General features: G+C 62.1%; 13 protein-coding genes. 7 read left to right on the top strand and 6 right to left on the bottom strand.

The features are described 5' to 3' along the window. The first annotated feature begins 2 nt into the window (after nt 1-2). Genes ACQK2M_RS21975 through ACQK2M_RS21990 form a run of 4 tightly spaced genes read left to right on the top strand, consistent with a single transcriptional unit; the run spans nt 3 to nt 5,997 of the window. Nucleotides 3-1,007: a DUF1839 family protein gene (locus ACQK2M_RS21975; RefSeq protein WP_425419570.1), complete on the top strand. Its 1,005-nt coding sequence runs from the start codon at nt 3-5 to the stop codon at nt 1,005-1,007. 27 nt (nt 1,008-1,034) lie between these two features. After that, on the top strand, nt 1,035-3,518 hold the full coding sequence (locus ACQK2M_RS21980; RefSeq protein ID WP_425419571.1) for a glycosyl hydrolase 2 galactose-binding domain-containing protein: 2,484 nt from the start codon (nt 1,035-1,037) through the stop codon (nt 3,516-3,518). A 6-nt stretch (nt 3,519-3,524) separates the two neighbouring features. Beyond that, nucleotides 3,525-4,205: a polysaccharide deacetylase family protein gene (locus ACQK2M_RS21985; protein ID WP_425419572.1), complete on the top strand. Its 681-nt coding sequence runs from the start codon at nt 3,525-3,527 to the stop codon at nt 4,203-4,205. A gap of 13 nt (nt 4,206-4,218) precedes the next feature. Further along, nucleotides 4,219-5,997 (top strand): alpha/beta fold hydrolase, encoded by a 1,779-nt coding sequence (locus tag ACQK2M_RS21990; RefSeq protein ID WP_425419573.1) that lies wholly within the window; start codon nt 4,219-4,221, stop codon nt 5,995-5,997. Nucleotides 5,998-6,011: 14 nt separating this feature from the next. Here the strand turns inward: ACQK2M_RS21990 and ACQK2M_RS21995 are convergent, their stop codons facing one another. After that, nucleotides 6,012-7,670, bottom strand: a complete 1,659-nt coding sequence (locus ACQK2M_RS21995) for a GumC family protein (protein WP_425419574.1) — start codon at nt 7,668-7,670, stop codon at nt 6,012-6,014. Nucleotides 7,671-7,978: 308 nt separating this feature from the next. Here ACQK2M_RS21995 and ACQK2M_RS22000 point away from each other — a divergent pair, with 308 nt between their 5' ends. Then, nucleotides 7,979-8,713: a hypothetical protein gene (locus tag ACQK2M_RS22000; protein WP_223476352.1), complete on the top strand. Its 735-nt coding sequence runs from the start codon at nt 7,979-7,981 to the stop codon at nt 8,711-8,713. 47 nt (nt 8,714-8,760) lie between these two features. Here the strand turns inward: ACQK2M_RS22000 and ACQK2M_RS22005 are convergent, their stop codons facing one another. Further along, nucleotides 8,761-10,071: an O-antigen ligase family protein gene (locus ACQK2M_RS22005; RefSeq protein WP_425419575.1), complete on the bottom strand. Its 1,311-nt coding sequence runs from the start codon at nt 10,069-10,071 to the stop codon at nt 8,761-8,763. 480 nt (nt 10,072-10,551) lie between these two features. On the opposite strand from ACQK2M_RS22005, the gene ACQK2M_RS22010 reads away from it, so the two are divergent. After that, on the top strand, nt 10,552-11,667 hold the full coding sequence (locus ACQK2M_RS22010) for a sugar-transfer associated ATP-grasp domain-containing protein (protein WP_425419576.1): 1,116 nt from the start codon (nt 10,552-10,554) through the stop codon (nt 11,665-11,667). 212 nt (nt 11,668-11,879) lie between these two features. Beyond that, nucleotides 11,880-12,998 (top strand): sugar-transfer associated ATP-grasp domain-containing protein, encoded by a 1,119-nt coding sequence (locus ACQK2M_RS22015; RefSeq protein ID WP_425419577.1) that lies wholly within the window; start codon nt 11,880-11,882, stop codon nt 12,996-12,998. Nucleotides 12,999-13,001: 3 nt separating this feature from the next. Here ACQK2M_RS22015 and ACQK2M_RS22020 read toward each other — a convergent pair whose 3' ends face one another. The 4 genes from ACQK2M_RS22020 to ACQK2M_RS22035 all read right to left on the bottom strand — a co-directional run bounded on the left by ACQK2M_RS22020 (nt 13,002) and on the right by ACQK2M_RS22035 (nt 18,987). Beyond that, nucleotides 13,002-14,270: a lipopolysaccharide biosynthesis protein gene (locus tag ACQK2M_RS22020; RefSeq protein WP_425419578.1), complete on the bottom strand. Its 1,269-nt coding sequence runs from the start codon at nt 14,268-14,270 to the stop codon at nt 13,002-13,004. Nucleotides 14,271-14,399: 129 nt separating this feature from the next. Further along, on the bottom strand, nt 14,400-15,506 hold the full coding sequence (locus ACQK2M_RS22025; protein ID WP_425419579.1) for a glycoside hydrolase family 5 protein: 1,107 nt from the start codon (nt 15,504-15,506) through the stop codon (nt 14,400-14,402). Nucleotides 15,507-15,697: 191 nt separating this feature from the next. Next, the gene (locus ACQK2M_RS22030) at nt 15,698-17,650 is read right to left on the bottom strand and encodes a heparinase II/III domain-containing protein (protein ID WP_425419580.1); all 1,953 of its coding nucleotides are present in this window, start codon (nt 17,648-17,650) and stop codon (nt 15,698-15,700) included. Beyond that, complete coding sequence (locus ACQK2M_RS22035; RefSeq protein WP_425419581.1) at nt 17,650-18,987, bottom strand: glycosyltransferase family 4 protein; 1,338 nt, start codon at nt 18,985-18,987, stop codon at nt 17,650-17,652. The genes ACQK2M_RS22030 and ACQK2M_RS22035 overlap by 1 nt, the downstream gene beginning before the upstream one ends. Nucleotides 18,988-19,208: the final 221 nt, after the last annotated feature.

A 19,208-nucleotide genomic window follows, 5' to 3' on the forward strand; every position in this document is an offset into this window, starting at 1 on the left:
CGATGACCGACCTTCCGGCGATCTTCCCGGCGCTCGACCCGACCGACTACGCGCGGCACGCATTGCATGCGGGGACGCGCGACTGGCCGGAGACGAACTGCTATCTCGACGTCTGGATCGAGGTGCTGCCGGCGCTCGGCCTGCCGCCGGAAGCCTGCCTTTCCTATGCCGTCACGCAGGATTTCGAAGGCGACCAGTTCACTTTCTTCAAGGTGCCGCTGGAAGACCTCGAACGCCTTTACGGCCTGCGGGTCACCGAACTGGCGATCTACGATCGGGTCGAGACCCATGTCGTCGAACAGATCGGTCGCGGCCGGCTGTCGCTGGTGGAGGTGGACAGCTTCTATCTGCCCGACACGCAAGGCACGTCCTATCGCAAGGAACACGGCAAGACGACGATCGCGCCGAACCGGATCGATCTCGAAGGCCGGTGCATGGACTACTTCCACGGGCTCGGTCTGCATCGGCTCGAAGGCGAGGACTTCGAGGGCGTTTTCCACCTGAACGCCGCCGAGGGCGCCCTGCCCTTCCTGCCCTACACGGAATTCGTGAAGTTTCCCGACGCGTTGCCGTCGCGCGACGAGATCGTGGCCAATGCCGAAGGGTTGCTGCGTCTGCACCTTGGCCGCCGACCGGCGAAAAATCCGGTGCGCGCCTTTGCCGAGGTGTTTCCGGGCCAGGTCGAGGCGATCGCGGAGCGCGATTTCGGCTTCTTCCATCTCTATGCCTTCAACACGCTGCGGCAACTCGGCGCGAATTTCGAGCTGTTCTCCAGCCATCTGGACTGGCTTGCCGAAAACGGCGTGACCGGCATCGGGGCGAGCGCCGACGAGGCGCGCAAGATCTCCTCGACCTGCAAGATCGTCCAGTTCCAGCTCGCGCGCGCAGTGATGCGCAAGAATTTCGACAAGCTGGCACCGGCGCTGATCCCGGCGATCGACGCCTGGGACGCAATGACGGAAAGCCTCGACACCATCGTCGGCAAGGCCACATCCAGGGCCGCCTGACCGATCAACATTCCCGCGGGACGCGCCATGAAACGCCGCATCATGTCATCCGACGGCCATGCATCACGGATCGAATCCGGCTGGTGGATGGCGCTGAGCGAGGCGGATGCCGTTGCGGAACCCTCCGATCTGGGCGTTCTCAAGGACTGGATACAAGCCAAGGTTCCCGGAACGGCGGCCGGTGCGCTTGCCGCCGCCGGACAGTTCAACGCCGAGGATCCGACGCCGCTGCACGACAAGGATACGTGGTTCATCGCCGGCATTCGCGAGGACGAACCGGGCGAACGCCTGCTCGTCTTCGAAGGGCTCGCGACCATCGCCGAGGTCTGGTGGAACGGCGAAAAGATCCTCGACAGCGACAGCATGTTCCTCGGCCATGAAGTGCGGGTGACCGCGCGCGAGGACAATGCGCTGGCGATCTGCTTCCGGGCGCTCGCGCCGCACCTCGCGGCGAAAGGCCCGCGCGCGCGCTGGCGTCCGCAACTGGCGGTGTCGCAGGGGCTACGGCTGGTGCGCACAACCCTGCTCGGCCACATGCCGGGCTGGTGTCCCGAGGTTCACGCCGTCGGGCCGTGGCGGCCTGTGTCGCTTTTGAAACCCGACGCGCCGAGCGTCCGCATCGACACGATGACCGCGACGCTGGAGAATGACGGGACCGGCGTATTGTCGCTGGCATTCTCGCTCGACAATGCGCCGGGCGTACCCATCATCCGCTGCGCGGGTGAAAGCGCTGAAGCGACGCGCGGGGATGACGGAAGCTGGCGCGCGGAACTGCGGATCGCCGATGTCGCGGCATGGTGGCCACACACCCATGGCGACCCGGCGCTGCATGCCATTTACGTCGATGCCGGCGGCGAGAGCTTCAGCCTCGGCAAGGCCGGCTTCCGCCGTATCGAAGTCGAGCGCGGCGCGGACGGCGAGGGGTTCGCGCTGACCGTGAACGGAACGCCCGTCTTCTGCCGGGGCGCGGTGTGGACCAACGCGGATATCGTCAATTTGCCGGGCGACGCCGAGAGCTATCGCCCGTGGCTCGACCTTGCCGCCGACGCGGGCATGAACATGCTGCGCGTCGGCGGAACGATGGTCTATGAGAGCCCGGATTTCTTCGCCTTGTGCGACGAACTCGGCCTGATGGTCTGGCAGGACTTCCAGTTCGCCAATTACGATTATCCGGTCGGCGACGACGCATTTGCCGGGGCGGTGCGCGATGAAGCGCGGCATTTCCTCGGTGCAACGATGGGAAGCCCGTCGCTCGCCGTTCTGTGCGGCGGAAGCGAGATCTACCAGCAGGGCGCGATGCTCGGCCTGCCGGAAAGCAAATGGCGCGGGCCGCTGACCGAGGAAATCCTGCCGGAAATCTGCGCCGAACTGCGCCCCGACGCGGTCTATGCCGCCAACTCGCCGGATGGCGGCGCGCTGCCGTTCTCGCCGGATGCCGGCATCGCGCATTATTACGGCGTCGGCGCCTATCGCCGCCCACTGGACGATGCGCGGCGCGCCAATGTGCGGTTCGCCGGCGAGTGCCTCGCCTTCTCTCATGTGCCGCAACAGCGCACGCTCGATGCCCACCTGCCGGTGATGCCGTGCCACGACCCGCGCTGGAAGGCCCGGGTTCCGCGGGACCGCGGCGCGGGATGGGATTTCGAGGATGTACGCGACCACTATTTCAAGCTGATCTACGGCCTCGATCCGATCGAGGTGCGCTACGGCGATCCGGCGCGCTATCTCGACATGTCGCGGGCGGTGACCGGCGAGGTGATGGAAGCGGTCTACGCCGAATGGCGGCGCGCCGCCTCGCCCTGCCAGGGCGCGCTGCTTTTCACCTATCAGGACCTGCTGCCCGGCGCGGGCTGGGGCGTTGTCGATTCCACCGGCGAACCGAAGCCGGCATGGTACGCGCTCAAGCGCGCGTTCCGTCCGTTGCAGGTGGCCCTGACCGACGAGGGCACCAACGGCCTTGCGGTGCATGTCGTCAACGAGACCGCGACGGCGCGGGACGTGGAACTGACGATCGATTCCCTGCGCGACGGCGCGACACGGGTGGTCGGCGGCGAACGCACGCTGACGCTCGCGCCGCGCGAAGTCCTCGAAATCCCGGCAACCGACCTGTTCGGGGCTTTCTTCGACACGACCAACGCCTATCGCTTCGGCCCGCCGGCCCACGACGTGACGGTTGCGCGGCTGCGTGATCCAGATTCGCATGTCGTGCTCGCCGATGCATTTCATTTCCCGGCGGGCTATCCCGCCGCCCGCGTGCCCCTCGCGATCGAGGCCAGTGCCGAACGCGACGAGCGGGGGAACTGGTGGCTGGCGCTTTCGACCGACCGTTTCGCGCAGTCGGTGCATGTGGACGACGCCAATTTCCGGCCTACCGACGACTGGTTCCACCTTGCGCCGGGCGCGAACCGGCATGTCCGCCTGATCCGCAGGGCGGATGCCGCAGAAAGCGCCGTGCCGGCGGGAACGGTCGCGGCACTCAACGGGACACGCGGTTTCGGGTTTGGGGGCTAGGCGCGAATGCTGGCGAACACACTCGTCCTGAACTTTCACGGGATCGGAGACCCGGCGGTGCCGCAAGCGCCGGGCGAAGACCGGTATTTCGTGACGGAAGACATCTATCGCCGGACCATCCGCGCGCTCGCCAAGCAAGAGGCGGACAGCCACGCGAAGATTTGCATCACCTTCGACGACGGCAATCTGTCCGACCTCGCGGTCGGCTTGCCGGCCCTGGCCGAAGTGGGCCGCAGCGCGCTTTTCTTCGTGCTGGCTGGCCGGATCGGGCAGAAGGGCTACCTGTCCGGACAGGACATCCGTGAACTGGTCGCTGCAGGCATGAGCATCGGCAACCATGGCTGGGACCATGTCGACTGGACGCAGTTGGACGAGGCAGGACGACAGCGAGAATTGTACGACGCGCGCATGCGCATCGCGGACGCGGCGGGTGTCCCGATCGACGAGGCCGCGATCCCCTTCGGGCACCTGGACAGGGCGCTGCTCGGCCACCTGAAAGACGCGGACTACAGCCGTGTCAACACGAGCAGCAGGGGCCTCGCGATGGACGGCGCCTGGTTCCGACCGCGCTGTTCGGTGACGAGCGATTTCGACCCGGATCGCGACATCGCGCAGCAGTTCAAACTGCGGAAACTGGTCCGCGGAACTTTATCCGCACCACTCCGCCGATTGCGTTTCGGAATATGAGGACGAGCACTTCATGAACGTTGCGAACGCTGCATTTCAATTCGCCCGCGACCTCTCCCCGCTGGAAACGGCGCCCGCGACCCCGTTTGCCTTCGACGGAATGGCCGGCTTCTTCCACGCGGCTGACGGCGATACGGCCGTATTGCTGCTGAGCCCGTGGGGTTATGAGGAACTGTGCACGCACAAGTCGATCCGGCTGCTCGCCGAGCGGCTTGCAGCGGCCGGTTTTCCCTGCCTGCGCTTCGACTATCCGGCGACGGGCCATTCGCTGGGTGCAAGCGCCGCCCTTGACGACGAGACCGCCTGGCGAAAAAGCGTGAAGCGGGCACTGGAGGAACTGCGCCGGCTGACCGAGCCGCGCCGGATCATCGTCATCGGCCAGGGTCTCGGCGGCGCGCTGGCGGGAGACCTTGCCCGCGACACCGATCTCGACGGACTGGTGCTGATGGCGCCGGTGATCCAGGGCCGGACGTATCTGCGCGAGCTGACGGCATGGACGGCGATGACCAAGCCGTCCTTCCTGGTAAGCGCATCCGACGGCCCGGAAGGCGGGCTGATGGCCGGTGGTTTCGTGCTGTCGGCGGCGACGACGAAGGAAGTTCGCGCGCTCGATCTGACCAAGGACTGGACGCCCCGCGCCGAGAAAATCCTGCTGGTCGCGCGCGACGACCATGGCGGCGATGCCATGCTGGCCGAAATCCTGGCGGATCGCGGGTTAACACCGGATACCATCCCGTTCGAGCGCTACGCGGATTATGTCAGCGACTCGGTCTTTTCGATTATCATCGACGACATCATCGAAAAGGTGGTCGCCTGGTGCTCGACGAATTTCCCTCTCGAGCAGGTGATGCCCCGCCGAGACCGGGACCTTCCGGCAGAGCTTTCCGGCCCGGACTTCCGGGAAACGCTGCTGCGCTTCGGCCCCGACCACGACATGTTCGGCGTGTTCACGGAGCCGACAGGAGCGCCCTCGGGAACGGCTTACCTGTTTCTCAATACGGGGCTGGACCACTCGATCGGCTGGGGCCGCATGGTGGTGGATTTTGCGAGAACGCTTGCCCGCGAGGGGCATGCCGGTTTCCGGATAGACGTCACCGGCATCGGCGAGACACGGCTCAGGCCGGGGCAGGCGCCCGAGGTGATGTACACCGATACGCATATCGGCGATGTCAAAGAGGCAATCGACTGGCTGCTCGACGGACACGGGATCGAGAGAGTGATCCTCGTCGGCCGCTGCAGCGGCTCATATCTTGCCGGGATTTCCGCAGCGGCGGACGAACGGGTTTCTGGCGTCGCGATCATCAATGCGCGACGGCTGGTCTGGGATACGCGCGCGGATTTCGAGAAGGAGTTCGGTCGTCCGGTACGGGCGCTGGAAGCATACAAGCGCCGACTGTCCGATGGAAAAACGCTCAGGAAGATCCTGACGGGGCAGGTGCCCGTTCGCAAGATCGTGGCAAAACTCACCGAGGGCGTCTATCGGGAGGCAGACCGAGCGTTGGCACCGCTGCTCGGCCGCCTCACCTGGCACGGGCAATTGGGCCACATATTGAACACCCGCTTGGCAACCCTGCGGGATCGCGGCACTGCCGTGGAGCTTATCTACTCGAACGAAGATGCAGGTCCGCGCGATCTGGAGATGTGGTTCGGCGACGCCTTCGACGGACTTGCGAAATATCCGAATATCAAGCTGTCATTCATTTCTCATGCCGACCACAACGTCACGCCGATCGACGCACGGGAAGCGGTGCTGGAGAAATTGCGCGACATCGCGAGCCGGGTCTGCGACTAACGCAGACCTGCCGGTTATTTCGCGCCGCTACCGACATTGAGCAGCGAGAAATCCGCGGACCCGCGGGAGTGGCGCGATGATGGCGTTCCGCTTGCGGACCGTTTCGCCTCGATGCGGTCGAACGCGGCGTCCAACCGGGACGCTTTTTGGGGATCGGGCTCGACTTCCATCCGGTTGGGCCGGTCGAATTCCGCGTAGACGGGACGGTCTTCGATGTAGGATGGTGGCTGCTCATATTCGGCGTCAGGTTCCGTCTCTTCGATCTCAACGGTCTTGTTGCGCATGATTGCGGCAAGTTGCCGGACGACTTCGCCGCCGATGACCAGCGCAACGCCAACCATCACGCCGAAAAACCCGCCCAGTATCACCAGGAGCTTCTTTTTCGGCCAGACCGGGCTCTTGGCCGGCAGGCCGGGGCCGATGATCCGCGCAGAAGGAATGACGACTTCGTCAAGCGTCGATATCTGATTGGCGCGCGACAAGGCGCTTTCGTAGATCGTTCGCGATGCCTGGGCGTCCGACTCAAGCTCGCGCAGTCGGATCATCGCGGCGTCGCCGCTGTCGCTTCGGTCACGCGACATTTCGATTGCGCTTGAGAGATTCGCCACACGCACCCGCGCAATACCCAGTTCGACCTTCGCCGCATCGGCTGCATCCTGCGCTTCCGCCTGCAACAATCCCTCGAGCCTGCGAACCTCGGAGCGCGCACCGATCAGGCGCGGATGTTGCGGAAGCAACTCCGCTTCGAGATTGGCGACGGTGCGCACGGCGGTCGTATATTGCGACCGCAATTCGGCGACATTCGGCGAGGTGGAAATCTCGTTGATGGAGTTGGCGCTGACACCGCCCTTGACGAAGGCGGCGATCTGGTCGTAGCGCGCCTGCCGTTCCGCTAGCGTCGCCCTGGCCTCAGTCAGTTGCGTACTCAAGCCAGCCAGTTCCTGGCTCGTGAGCAGGCCGTCCTCGCCCGTGCTCTGAAGCCGGTTAGCCGCCTTGTATTCCTGCGCGGCGGCCTCGGCGGTACGCATCCGATCGCGAAGCTCGGCAAGTCGTTCCTGGATCTGCTCGTCGATACCGGCAGACGAGAGCTGCTTGTCGCGCTGCCGATCAGCGAGGTAGCTTTCGGCGATACCTTGCGCGAGCTTCGCGGATTTCTCGGCGCTCCCGCTTTCCACGGACACGCTGATGACACGGGTGGTGCCGGCACGGCTGGCGGAGACCGCTTTTGACAACGCGCTGACCGCCGCGTTTTCGCGCGCGATTTCATCGGTCGGTCCGCTATCCGAGCTTCCGAAACCCAAAAGGTCGAGCAGAGAAGTGCTGGCGCCGCCATCGCCGAATTCTTCGTCAGCCTTGAGATTGAACTGGCGCACGACAGGCCGCAAGACCGAGTCCGATCCGATCACCGCGACCTGGCTTTCGATGTAGCTGCCCTCGTCGATCCCGCGCTTGGGTATATTCGGGTCATCGAAAGGCTGACGCGCGTCCGGATCGATCAACAGGCTCGCGGTCGACATGTAGACCGGCGTCGCCATCAGCGCATAAATGATCGTCACGACAACGAACGCGGCCGCCGTCAGCACGACAAAGTGCAGACGCCGGCGCAGCACGGTCAGAATGGCCCAGATATCGAGCCCGACCGGTCTTGACGGCATTTGGCGGGAAGCTTGCATACGCACGTCCTAGAGAGCCCAAATTATTCCTAACGATCCGTACACAAGTCTGGTTATTACTTCGCTAACGACGCCAGCGGCTTATCCCGGCCGGCGCAGGCGAGCGCCCACGTGCGGGGCCTGTTGACGGTAACTTAATCGGTTCGTGGTCCAATCCGTGTGGATCGCCAATCGATCCGTTCAGAAACAGCATCGGTCCAAGTGCAGGTGGGAAATCCCGAGATGAAGCCCAGTCGCATGCGACTTCACGCCGTTTGAAATATCCCGGCCAGGCAAGGTAATCCGCGTTGTTCTTCTTCAACATTCCCTTGAAGTCCCGAAAAGTCTCGAAAGACTGGGCGCTCGTCACCAGGTTTTTCGAGCAGACGCTGTCCTCGGTCTTCAACCAGAGCAACGACAGTTTCAGGGTCTTCGTGGCCTGCCACGACATTCCGGAAACGCGCTTCAACGATGATCCCCGGCTGACCTATGTACAGGTCGATTTTCCTCCGCCGCTCTACAAAGACGAATTCGTCGTCGACAAGCACAAGAAGCGCGAGGTTCTCGCCGCAAGGCTGCGTGCCGAAGGGGGTGGCTACGCGATGGATCTAGACGCCGACGACCTGGTAAGCCGCAGGCTTGTCGCTCATGTCCTGAATGACGCCAATCCCTACGGATATGTGGTCAAGGATGGATATGAATACGACTACGGTCGACAGCTCGTCAGGAAAGCCCCGCGCTTCAACAAATTGTCGGGAAGCTGCTCGGTGATCCGCTGGGAGGTGGAAGATCTGCCCGAGATTCCCTACCGCGACGAAACCACGCTCTTCAGGGAAACTATCAACAATTTTCACCCCACCCATGAAGCGCTGTTCGCCGGTAAGGGGCGTCCGTTGGCTCCGGTTCCATTTCGCGCCGTCGCCTACATGATGAACAATTCGGAAAACATCTCCGTACAGACCGGCAATGTCGGCTGGCGACGCGCATTGCTGCGAAGATTCACGCCGGCCGGACCTGTCAGCAAGGAATTCGCCGAGGAATTCGGATTGAAACGGACCGGATAGGCGGCGCGGCGACCTTAAAAACGGCATCCGTCAATTTATAAAAGCGCTCAGCCCCGCGGTTTCGCGTTCGCCGCGCGTTCGAAATCGCCGGCTCGCGGAAGAAATGCCGCGAACAGAAACAGCAGCCAAGCCAGCGAGTAGCTGCGAAACAGGCTGCTCTCCAGCATGTTGTGGCTGACGACGATCAACACCAGCGTAATCGCCAGCCAACAAAGCGCCGGTTGCCGCTCAAGGGATTTCGCAGCCGACAGAAGAGTGGCGACGATCAGCGCAAGCAAGATGATGAGGCCGATCAGGCCGGTTTCGACGAACACGTCCAGAAAACCGTTATGCGCCTGCTGCAGCCGGGCGACCAGCGCCGGCGCTTCAGTATCAACGATCGATCCCGCCCCGACGCCCCAGAACGCAGCGTATCCCTGTCCGACCAGCGGACTGCGTGAAATCACATCCAGCACGAATTCCCAGATAATCGTACGCCCGGTGAAGGTGGTATCGCCGAAGAGCAACATCGACATGTCGGCGAAGGTGTAGCCCGTGAGGGCAGAAATGTAGAACCACGCCGCGATGGCGAAAACGGCAGCAAAAAGAACAAACGCGGCTACGTTCATTCGCACCGGCCTCGCGATCGCGATTGCCATGAAGGTCAGGGCCGGCATCATGACTGCCAGGCCGAGCGAGGTTTTCGACCGACTTTCCACAAGCGCGACGAATGCCATGACGACGCACGCGAGAAACACGATGCGCAAAGTCCCGCGCCGGGTCGCCGCGCCATAGAGACAAAGGCAGATCGCGAACATCATCATCGAGCCGAGCGTGTTCTTGTGGTCGTAGATGCCCTCATGCCCGAGCGGACCGGGCGGAGTGGCCAGCACCACGACGAAATTGAGCACGACAGCCATTACGATCACCGCCAGAATACGCTCGAGCATCCGGTCACGGTCCGTCGCCAGCGCGCTCGGCAGGATGACGGACAGCACGACGATGACCTGCAGAACCAGCCTGCGAAAACTGATCGCGGGGGCGTAGGACCAAAGCAGGCTCATCGCGGCAAATGCGAGATAGGCGACAACGAGAACAACGACTGGATCACGGAGCAAGCGGAACGCAGCACCAAAGTCCCGCCTCACCGCGATCAGGGTCAGAGCGAGCATGCCGATCCAGAACAGCTGATTGGCTGGGTTCGATTGCGCGCCAGCCACGTTGACGTTGGTCGACTCCGACGGCGCCATCGCCTGAACGATCAAGGGCGAAAGCAGGAAGACATAGGCGAAGATGATTGCGGGTATCCAGTGCAACAGACGGCGCGAGTCCGCATCCGTAGCCGCTTCTGTCACCCTGGAGTAGTAGTCGTCCGCCATGCAGCCCTTTCAAGTGATTGGCGTCACGGCTAGGGCCGCGAGTCGCCCGAAACGATAGCATCGTTTTCGATTCGCGGCAGAGCCCTCCGCCGACTGTGCCGAACGGTTTGACGCAAGAAACGGCGTTCGTCAGTCAAAGGTGCTCGGCAGTCAAAATTCTTTGCATTTGAATTTTAGTCAAATATCGGATTTTTCCGTTAATCATAAATTTCCTATAGGGCCAATTTATATTGTCTTAGCCATATCTGTTCAGTACCTGACATCTCCGATCTTTATAAACAAGAGTTACGACTTGCTCGGAGGGGAAGCCGCAAGAGATACCCGAAATACGGAATGAACATCATCACCGCGTCAGCGATCCGGATCGCCGGGGAGCCGACACCGCCCATTGACGGAATCGCCACGGATTACATACGCGGCTGATTGGCATGAAGGACAATCCCTGCCCCCTCGCGGGCACAATCGGACGAAGAAGACCATATGATAGAGTTCGACCGCTACAAGCGCATCCTCAACGAGGATTTCCCCGTCTATCTGAAAGCCCGCGACCGAAAGCCAGTCATCCGACAGGCGATGGAGATCTACCGGCTGATGCGGATGTACCGATATCTTCCCTATCAGTACCTCAAGCACGGACTGTATCGACGCGGTTTCGACAAGGAAATCTACCGCTACATTCCGCCGGAATTGCTGCACCTCACCCGCAACAATCTGAACGCCCGAGGCGACAAGGAAGCGCTCCACGACAAGTTGCAACAGGAGAAGATGTTGTGCGACGGCGGGGTACCCACCACAAAGACCCTGTTTCGGTTGCAAAAGTCCGGCATCGTTGACCTCGAGGGCAATCAGGTCGAATTCAAGGATTTCATCGACAGGGTCGGCGAGATGGCACTGCCGAGAGGCATGATCGTGAAGCCGCGCGATGGCGGATCGGGAGCCGCGGTCTTCAAGATGGATGTCGAGGACGGCATCCTCATCCACGAGGGTGAGCCCCTCGATTTCGAAGCCTTTCGAACACTCGTGTACACGACGCGCCACGGCGAATTCTGGGAAGAGTTCGTCATCCAGGAAACGGTCGTCCAACATCCGGATCTCGACCGCCTCAACGCATCGTCCGTGAATACCGTCCGCATCGACACATTCATCGACGACGACGGCAAGGTGTCGTTCAATGCCGCCGCACTGAAGATTGGCGTACCGGGCAGCGTCACGGACAACGGTTCGAGCGGCGGGTACATGGCCGGTCTCGATCTCGCCACGGGACATTTTACCAGCGGCGCAAGGCGCTATGCCCATGACAGCGGCAAGAATTACGACGTGAGAGAGCTGTACGGAATCGATCCCGATACGTTCGCGGTTCCGTACTGGCAGGATCTGCTGACGACCGCGCGTAAGGCCGCGAAGTGCGTGGCCCCTTTCCGGTCGCTGGGTTGGGATATCGCGGTCGCCAAGGACGGCCCCGTGGTCATCGAAGCAAACCACGACTATGGTGTCTATGTGCTGCAGGATCTGGCCGGCGGCTATGCAGATCAGCCGCTGGGACGCGCGTTCCTGGAGCAGTTCCCCAATCGGGACAAGGTACTCGCAGCCTTGTAAGAGTTACTCTGCGGCGCGGCAGCTAGTTGCTCGGCGACGAAAAAGCGCTAAATGTCCGACTTCGACGAATTGAGAGCGGAGGCGCCGGCCTTCCGCTCCCGATGCGTACGGTCGCGCGCAAGTCGGGATCGGGGGAAGCGGCAAGAGTCCGCTGATGATCGCAAAGCCGGATCACCGTTCATCGTGGATGCCGCCGAAACGAGTAACCCGTCATGTCGAAATTTGACCGTTACAAACGCGTGCTGACCGAGGATTTTTTGGTCTATCTTAGGGCGCGCGACAAGAAGTCGATTCTGCGCCAGTCCATCGAGCTTTATCGACTGATGCGGCTCTACCGCTACCTTCCCTACCAGTATCTCAAGCACGGGCTTTACAGCCGGCAAGTCGGTAACGAAATATTCCGCTACCTGCCGACGGAATTGCTGCATGCGACCCGCGACCGCGCCAATGCCGATGGCGATCGCGGCAGGCTGCAGGACAAGCTGCAGATGGAAGACATGCTTATCGGGGGAGGCATTGCGGGCACCAATACGCTGTTCCGGCTCGACAGCGAGAAGCTGATGGATCGTGAAGGGAACATGGTGGCTTTTCCGGACTTCCTTGCCCGGGTCGAAGCGATGAACCTGCCGCGCGGCATAATCGTCAAGCCGCGCAGCGGCGGTTCCGGCGCGGCAGTTTTCAAGATGGCGGTAGAGGACGGCGCGCTTGTGCATGAGGGAGAAACGCTCGATCTCAGCGCGTTCCGAATGCTTGTCTTCACCACTCGCTTCGGAGAATTCTGGGACGAGTTCCTGATCCAGGAAACGATCGTCCAGCACCCGGATCTCGACCGCTTCAATCCGACTTCCGTCAATTCGGTCCGCATCGACAGCTTTATCGGCGACGACGGCGTTACGCGGTTCAACGCCGCAGCCCTGAAGATCGGTCCGCCGGGAAGCGTTACCGACAACTCGACCGGCGGCGGATACATGGCGGGGATCGATCTGGAGACCGGCAAGTTCTCGAGCGATGCGAAACAGGAAGCGCGCTACGGCGGACGCTACCACGACCTCGAGGTCTTGTTCGGGATCGATCCGCAAACATTCGTCATCCCTTTTTGGGAAGAGGTCATTTCCACGGCAAGAAAGGCGGCCGAATGTATGGTCCCGTTCCGCTCCCTCGGGTGGGATATCGCGCTGTCGCATGACGGCCCGCTGGTGATCGAAACCAATTACGATTACGGCATAGATGTGCTGCAGGAAGTCGCGAGGGGCTACGCCGAAAAGCCGCTGGGACGCGCCTTCCTCGACCGGTTCCCCAATCGGGACGCCGTGCTGAAGGCCCTGCAGTAGTCCCTATTCGGCCGGCTGGACTGCGCGTTTCTCCTGCAACAGGAACAGCCAGGTCGCCGCGATGAGCGCGACCTGCAACACGAGACGCGCCGCCGCCGCGCCGACGAGACCTCCGAGAACCGCACCGGTCCAGATCGCCGGCACCATCATCAGCGCCGTGACGACCAGCAGGAGGATCCGGATATGCTGCTTTCCGACCGCACGCAGAATGTCGGCGCCGATCCCTGAGATGCCGTGCAGCAGCGGATAGAGCGCGAACAGCTTGATGATCTGCGGCGTGCCGTCGAAGTCGTGACCGATCACATACGGCACGTAGTCTGCGCCAACGAACAGGATTACGGCGATCGCAAGAGACATGGCGAGCGAAAAGGGCAGCAGCTTCACGCCGAAGCCGACACTGTCGGCACGGCTTGCCGCGGCGTTGCGGAAATGCCGCGTATAGGTCGCGTAGAGGAGCGCCCTGATCGGAGCCGATGCGGCATCGACGATCTTCAGACCGGCGGCGTATGCGCCCGCCGCGCCAGGGCCGAGGAAGTGTGAAACCGTCGGTTTGTCCAGATCGCCGACGCTGTTGATCGCCATGAATTCCAGGCAGAATTGAAGTCCGAGCGGCAAGTCCGCCCGGATGATGGTCAGACGCGGCGCACCGCAAATTACGAGCACCAATATTATCGCGACAACCGCGCTGATTGCCGAGGCGGCCAGATACCACCAAGCCCAGATTTCGAGGGTCAGCTGATCGTGAAAGAGAATCGCCAGCAAGAGGAATGACGCGCGCATGACCGCCAGGCCGACATTGACCAGCATTTGCAATCGCGCGCGGTCAAAGGCCATGAAGATGCTGGAGCACAGCGAAGCGAGCCTGCCGCAAACGAGATGTGCGGATATGATCGCCAGAAACGCGGGAAAGGCGAGATGGTCACCAATGATCGAATGACCGATCACCATCACCGCAGCGGCCACGAGAGGCAAAGTCCCGCCCAGCAGCACCAGAGCGTGGCCGAAATATCTCGCGAAATTCGAGGGGGTGACCGCAACCCGCTGGATCAGAACATGATCGCTGCCAAGGCCCGTGATCGTGTTGGCGATACCGCTGACCGCCGACAAGGTGACAAAGACGCCATAGCTCACCGGTCCCAGATATCGGGAAATCATCATGAAATAGGTGAACTGAATAACCAGTTGGAGACCGAAGTTGAACGTATAGGTGACCGTGTTCCGCGCAAGCGCGGAAGATCGGTACCTGTTTGCCAATTCAAAAAGACGTCTCATTTTCGTTTCTGTTCAGCCTCGCGGGCGAGTTCATTTCGCGCGGACCAAGCCGCATTCCTTACCGACAAAGTTCAACTGGCCGCGTCGTAGCGCAATTTCGTTACGAATTGGCCCAACACCCCGACAGGTTCACTGGATCGCGCCGACCGTGCCGCGCAATTCCCATTGCGCAGTCGGTGCCGTATCGAGGCCAAGCGCCCTTGCCGACCCGATGTCGATCTCGCGCGTTTCATTGTCGAGCACGAAGCCGAAGCCGGGATAGCCATTGCCGCGCGTGTACTCCCAGAACGCCCAGCCGAAACCCGCTTCCTCGGCGACCCGCCTGACATCCTCCAGCCAGACGTAACGATCCGGATTGTCCGGCATACCGCGCACCGGCCATGCAGTGCCGAACTCTCCGATCAGGAGACGACCGGGATCAACGCCATGACTGCTGGCCCAGTCGCTCACGCCGCTGAAATGACCAGCGATAAAGTCCCGATCGACAGCGGGCGCAGCCTCGTAATAGGCGCGGATGCGCTTCTCGAGACGTTCGAACGCGCCGTCGGGAATGTCACGCCCACGCGCGATCAGCAGATCAATCAGTTGCCGCGATTGATCAAGTGTGGCTTGCGCGCTGTGGCCAGTCCCCGGATACCGGACACCCGACATGTACGGCATCGGATCGCCGGCGAAGGGTAGCCCCTGATGCGTGAATGAAATCGGCGAATAGAAATGCAGGTCGATGATCGTGTTATCGTCGAATCCGGCCATGTCGAGATATTTCAGGCCGTCGAACCCGGACCAGCAGCCGGTGGTGAGCACCACTGTCAGATCCGGTGCGATGTCGCGGACAGTCGCATAGAGAAGCGGCTGGACGTCCGTCCAGTCGGTGCCGAACTGTATATGGCAATCGCGTTGCGGTTCGTTCATCAGGCCGAGCGCCAGTTTCCGGTCATCGAGGCTCGCAAGCCTTTTCGCCACGTCCGCGAGCCAGTCCTTGTAGGCCAGGAACTGGTCGCCATCCGTCGACGCCGTGATTGATTCAGCGGTCCAGCGGGCTTTGCCGTGGACGGGGTGCGGATCGACGAGGACACCGAGGCCGGTCGCGCGAATGCGGCTGACCGACTCCATGAGAGTATCCATGAGGACGGCTCTCCTCGCCTCATCGATCTCGAGGAACGGAGCCGGGGCAACTGTCAGGCGCACGAAATCGAAGCCAAGCGCATGGAGGCGCTGCAATTCAATGTCGCTCACCTGCGACAGCGCTCCGCGGAAAGGCGGCCAGAGGAACTTGCCCGGATTCTCGCTGTCCCTTGCGGGTGATCCATACATGCGACCGATATTGATGCCCCGCTTGAACCCAGGATCCGCGAATGCGGAGGGGGATGCCGACAGGAGGGCCATGAGCATGGCTAGCCCGAGGACGGATTGAAGCGCGCGGCGGATCACAGCAGCACCAGTTCGGTTGAATGGACCCGTCCCAGGGTCAGTTTTCCCTCGAAGCGCAATTGCCATGTCGGCAGCTTTACGCCGAAGCGCGGCGACAGCCAGCCGAGCTTTTCATCCTCGTCGCCGCGGACAAGGCGCGGGGCTGGTCCACCCGTGCCCGACAGCCGCATGAGCGCGATGTCGCCGGAGACGAACTCGAAAACGCCCTCGCCGGCCTGCCGGATTGATACGCCCTCGCCCGCGAGAAATCCGATCGCCACGTCCAGCGCTTTTTCGTGTTCGCCTTCCAGACGGTCCTCGACGACGAAGCGGTCCGGCGACACGCGCTTGAGAGCGCGGTGATGGCGGACGGAAAAGCGCTCGAGATAGCCGTCATGGCTGGCCTTGCAGGCGAAGCGGTCGACCGCCGTTTCCACGGCATCGAGGGTGGAGACGGCTTTCGTCTTCCAGTTGAATGCGCCGGAGATCCGGCTGGAGTCGACGCCCTCGACAGTCATGGTGTTGTGGAGGGCCGTTCCCCGGAACGCGTCGCGCCACGCACCACCGGAATGGTAGAGATAGGTGCCGGCATCGGCCAGGAGCGGCTTGCCGCCGTAACGCATCCACAAGGCCAGCGCATCGGCGTGGCCGTGGGCCGCGATGGAAAGATAGCCGAGCGGACCATGATCCATGGCCAGGATCAACTCCTTGCCGTGCACCGTGTCGCGCAGAACCGTGTAACCGCCATCGTTCAGGGTCCGAACGCCCCGCGGCGCGTTTTCCGCCACGAGCCGACCGAGCAGCAATCCACGCAGGTTCGCCGGCGCCACCGGCGGCGCGATATCCTCGCGGTCGCAGATCGCGGCGACAGAAGCGAGGACGGATGACGCGTAGAACGGCTCGCTTTCGGGATCTTCGCCGACAACGCGGCCTTCGTCGTCATCGCCAATCCGCAGGGCATGGCCGTTTTCGTCGATGAAGAGACGCAGCGCCTCACCTGCCTTGGCAAGCCGGTCATAGATGGCGGGCGAGAACGGCTTTCCGAGCGCCTCGGCCGCCCTGACGGCGACTAGATAGAGTTCCAGCGTGAAGGAGGCGTAGGTCGGAGACTGTTCGGCTCCGACGCCGTCGGCGAATATCTGCTTGCCGATTTCCCTTTCGAGCACCGCGCGGCCACGCGCCTGCCATTGGGCCGAACGGGGATGGTCTGCATATGCGGCGCCGATGACAAACAGGCCGACCGCTTCGGCGACGAGGTGGTTGTTGGCGGAGGAAAAGCCCGACGGATAGCGCTGAAGCCATTCGGCGCTCGCTGCGAGAAAGGCCCTGATCGCGCTCCGGGCCCTGTCCGAAAAGGCATTCGGGCCGAGCATTCGCGTGGCTGTCAGGACCGAGACGGCGCGCAAGGCCAGTTCTATTCCCGACGTCCAGTTGATGCCGAGATATGGCGGGTTGGCCTCGATCCAATCCATGATCTCGGCGGCGGCGAAATCAGCGAGTTCCTGATTTGCGGTCGCTTTCGCCAACGCCGCGACGGTCTGGATATGCTGGAGGCGATTGACCTCCCAGACATATTTCACGTCGCCATATTCGGCCGTGTGGCGGTATTCGATGGCGAAGCAATAGCGGTCGCTCGGCCACAGACGGCCCGATACGGGATCGAGATGCCAGTCGAAGCGGTCGCCGGGCCATTCGACGCCGAGGCAGGAAAACCGGCGCGCCATCGCCCGCTCGGCAACGTCGCGCCATCGCGCCAGAACGTCCTCGTCCGCGTCGGAAACGTCACATGCGGCCGGAAGAACTGGCAGCGGCCCATCCGGTTGCGCATGGGATGCCCAGCCCGGGCTCCAGCGGCTCGCGGCACGCTTCTTCCAGGATTCACCGACCCGATGGACGATCTCCGGACCGCTCATCGCCGAAAGGCGATTGGCGTACCAGGCAACGCGCCCCAATGCGCCCTGTGTTGCCATCAATGGGACTTCTCCACGGTCTTGCTATAGAGCGGGCGCTCCGGCGTCACCACGGAGGGGGCGGGATAGTCCTTTGCGCGTGCGCCCGGGTGGACCTTCTGACCGATTTTCTCGAACATTCGATCATAGGCAGCGAGCAGCATCGGGACCGAGTGATCCCAGGAATACATGTCGATGATGCGCTTGCGGCCGATTTCGCCCATGGCCCGGCGGCGCTCGGGATCGTCGATCAACTCGACGATCTTGTCGCCGAAATCGCGGGGATCGTTCTTTGCGGCATAGACAGAGGCGTCACCGGCGGAGACCCGGCCCTCATGCATGTCGAACTGCACGATCGGCTTCTTCAGCGTCATGTATTCGAGGATCTTGTTCATCGTCGACAGGTCGTTCATCGGCGTGACCCGGTCCGGATTGACGCAGATATCGGCCGTGTTCAGCATGTCGAGCAGAAGAGCGTCAGGGGCACGCCCCGTGAAGGTGAAATATTTCTCCAGTCCGCGCTGATGCATGTCCGTCTGGATGGTTTCGAGTTCAGGCCCGCCTCCGACGATCCCGAAATGGATGTCGTCACGGCCCAGGTCGCGCACGACATACTCCGCAGCGTCGATCAGGAGGTCCATGCCCTCCTGCGCCCCGATTACACCGACATAGCCGACGAGATGCTTGAAGCCCTTCTTCAGTTCCGGCTTCGGCTCGCGGATCTGCAGCTTCTCGATCTTCGGTCCGGAACGGACCACGAAAACATCGTCGGGCTCCATGCCGCCGCGCCGCACGGCGATATCCTTGTAGGAATCATTGGTGGCGATAGAGACCATCGCGGATTTGAAGGTCAGTTTCTCGAAGAAGCGGGTCACTCGGTAGAGCAGGCCGCGCTTGCCGAACTTCGCCTCGAAAAGCTCCGGGCTGATGTCGTGGTGATCGAACAGAAAGCGCACGCCGAACGGCCGGAACAGCCACGCGACCAGGAAGATGAGGTCAGGCGGGTTGCAGCCGTGAATGACATCGAAGCCGTGCCGGCGCTTCACCTTGAAGGCCAGCCGCGCCTCATGGAAGAGCGCGGAGGAATATTCGCGCAGATAGCCAAGCGCACCGCGCGCATCGAGCGGAAGCGTATGGCGATAGATATGGATACCGTCGATTTCCTCGTAAGGCGCGTCGAAGCCCTTGCCGGTCGGACAGATGACCGACACGGTGTAGCCCGCCGCGCGCAAGGTCGTTGCTTCCGACCAGACCCTGCGGTCGAACGGGACGGGCAGGTTCTCGACGACGATCAGTACCCGGCGATCGAACGACCTGTCGGTTGTCGCTTCCAGTTCTTTGCTGGCAATGAATTTCACGGTTGCACCTGTTGAACGATCCGGTTAGGCGCTCCCCACTGCGCTCGCATTCCACCCGTCCGCCACGCCGGCGTTCGGGCTGTCTGGACATCAAGGATTTCCCGGTCTTTATTCAACGAGAGACCCCCAAATACGCGGGTTGCGCTACCGAATTCGGTTACCGAAACATTAATCGGATCATTAAAATTGAAGGCAGTCCCGCCGCGGGATAGGACGCGGCC

The organism is Oricola indica, assembly GCF_965227485.1.
Classification (GTDB): domain Bacteria; phylum Pseudomonadota; class Alphaproteobacteria; order Rhizobiales; family Rhizobiaceae; genus Oricola; species Oricola indica.

Coding starts and splice junctions, on each gene's coding strand:
- ACQK2M_RS22020 (WP_425419578.1), bottom strand. CDS start 14,270: ATGAGACGTCTTTTTGAATTGGCAAACAGGTACCGATCTTCCGCGCTT.
- ACQK2M_RS22030 (WP_425419580.1), bottom strand. CDS start 17,650: ATGGCAACACAGGGCGCATTGGGGCGCGTTGCCTGGTACGCCAATCGC.
- ACQK2M_RS22005 (WP_425419575.1), bottom strand. CDS start 10,071: ATGGCGGACGACTACTACTCCAGGGTGACAGAAGCGGCTACGGATGCG.
- ACQK2M_RS21975 (WP_425419570.1), top strand. CDS start 3: ATGACCGACCTTCCGGCGATCTTCCCGGCGCTCGACCCGACCGACTAC.
- ACQK2M_RS21985 (WP_425419572.1), top strand. CDS start 3,525: ATGCTGGCGAACACACTCGTCCTGAACTTTCACGGGATCGGAGACCCG.
- ACQK2M_RS21995 (WP_425419574.1), bottom strand. CDS start 7,670: ATGCAAGCTTCCCGCCAAATGCCGTCAAGACCGGTCGGGCTCGATATC.
- ACQK2M_RS22010 (WP_425419576.1), top strand. CDS start 10,552: ATGATAGAGTTCGACCGCTACAAGCGCATCCTCAACGAGGATTTCCCC.
- ACQK2M_RS21990 (WP_425419573.1), top strand. CDS start 4,219: ATGAACGTTGCGAACGCTGCATTTCAATTCGCCCGCGACCTCTCCCCG.
- ACQK2M_RS22015 (WP_425419577.1), top strand. CDS start 11,880: ATGTCGAAATTTGACCGTTACAAACGCGTGCTGACCGAGGATTTTTTG.
- ACQK2M_RS21980 (WP_425419571.1), top strand. CDS start 1,035: ATGAAACGCCGCATCATGTCATCCGACGGCCATGCATCACGGATCGAA.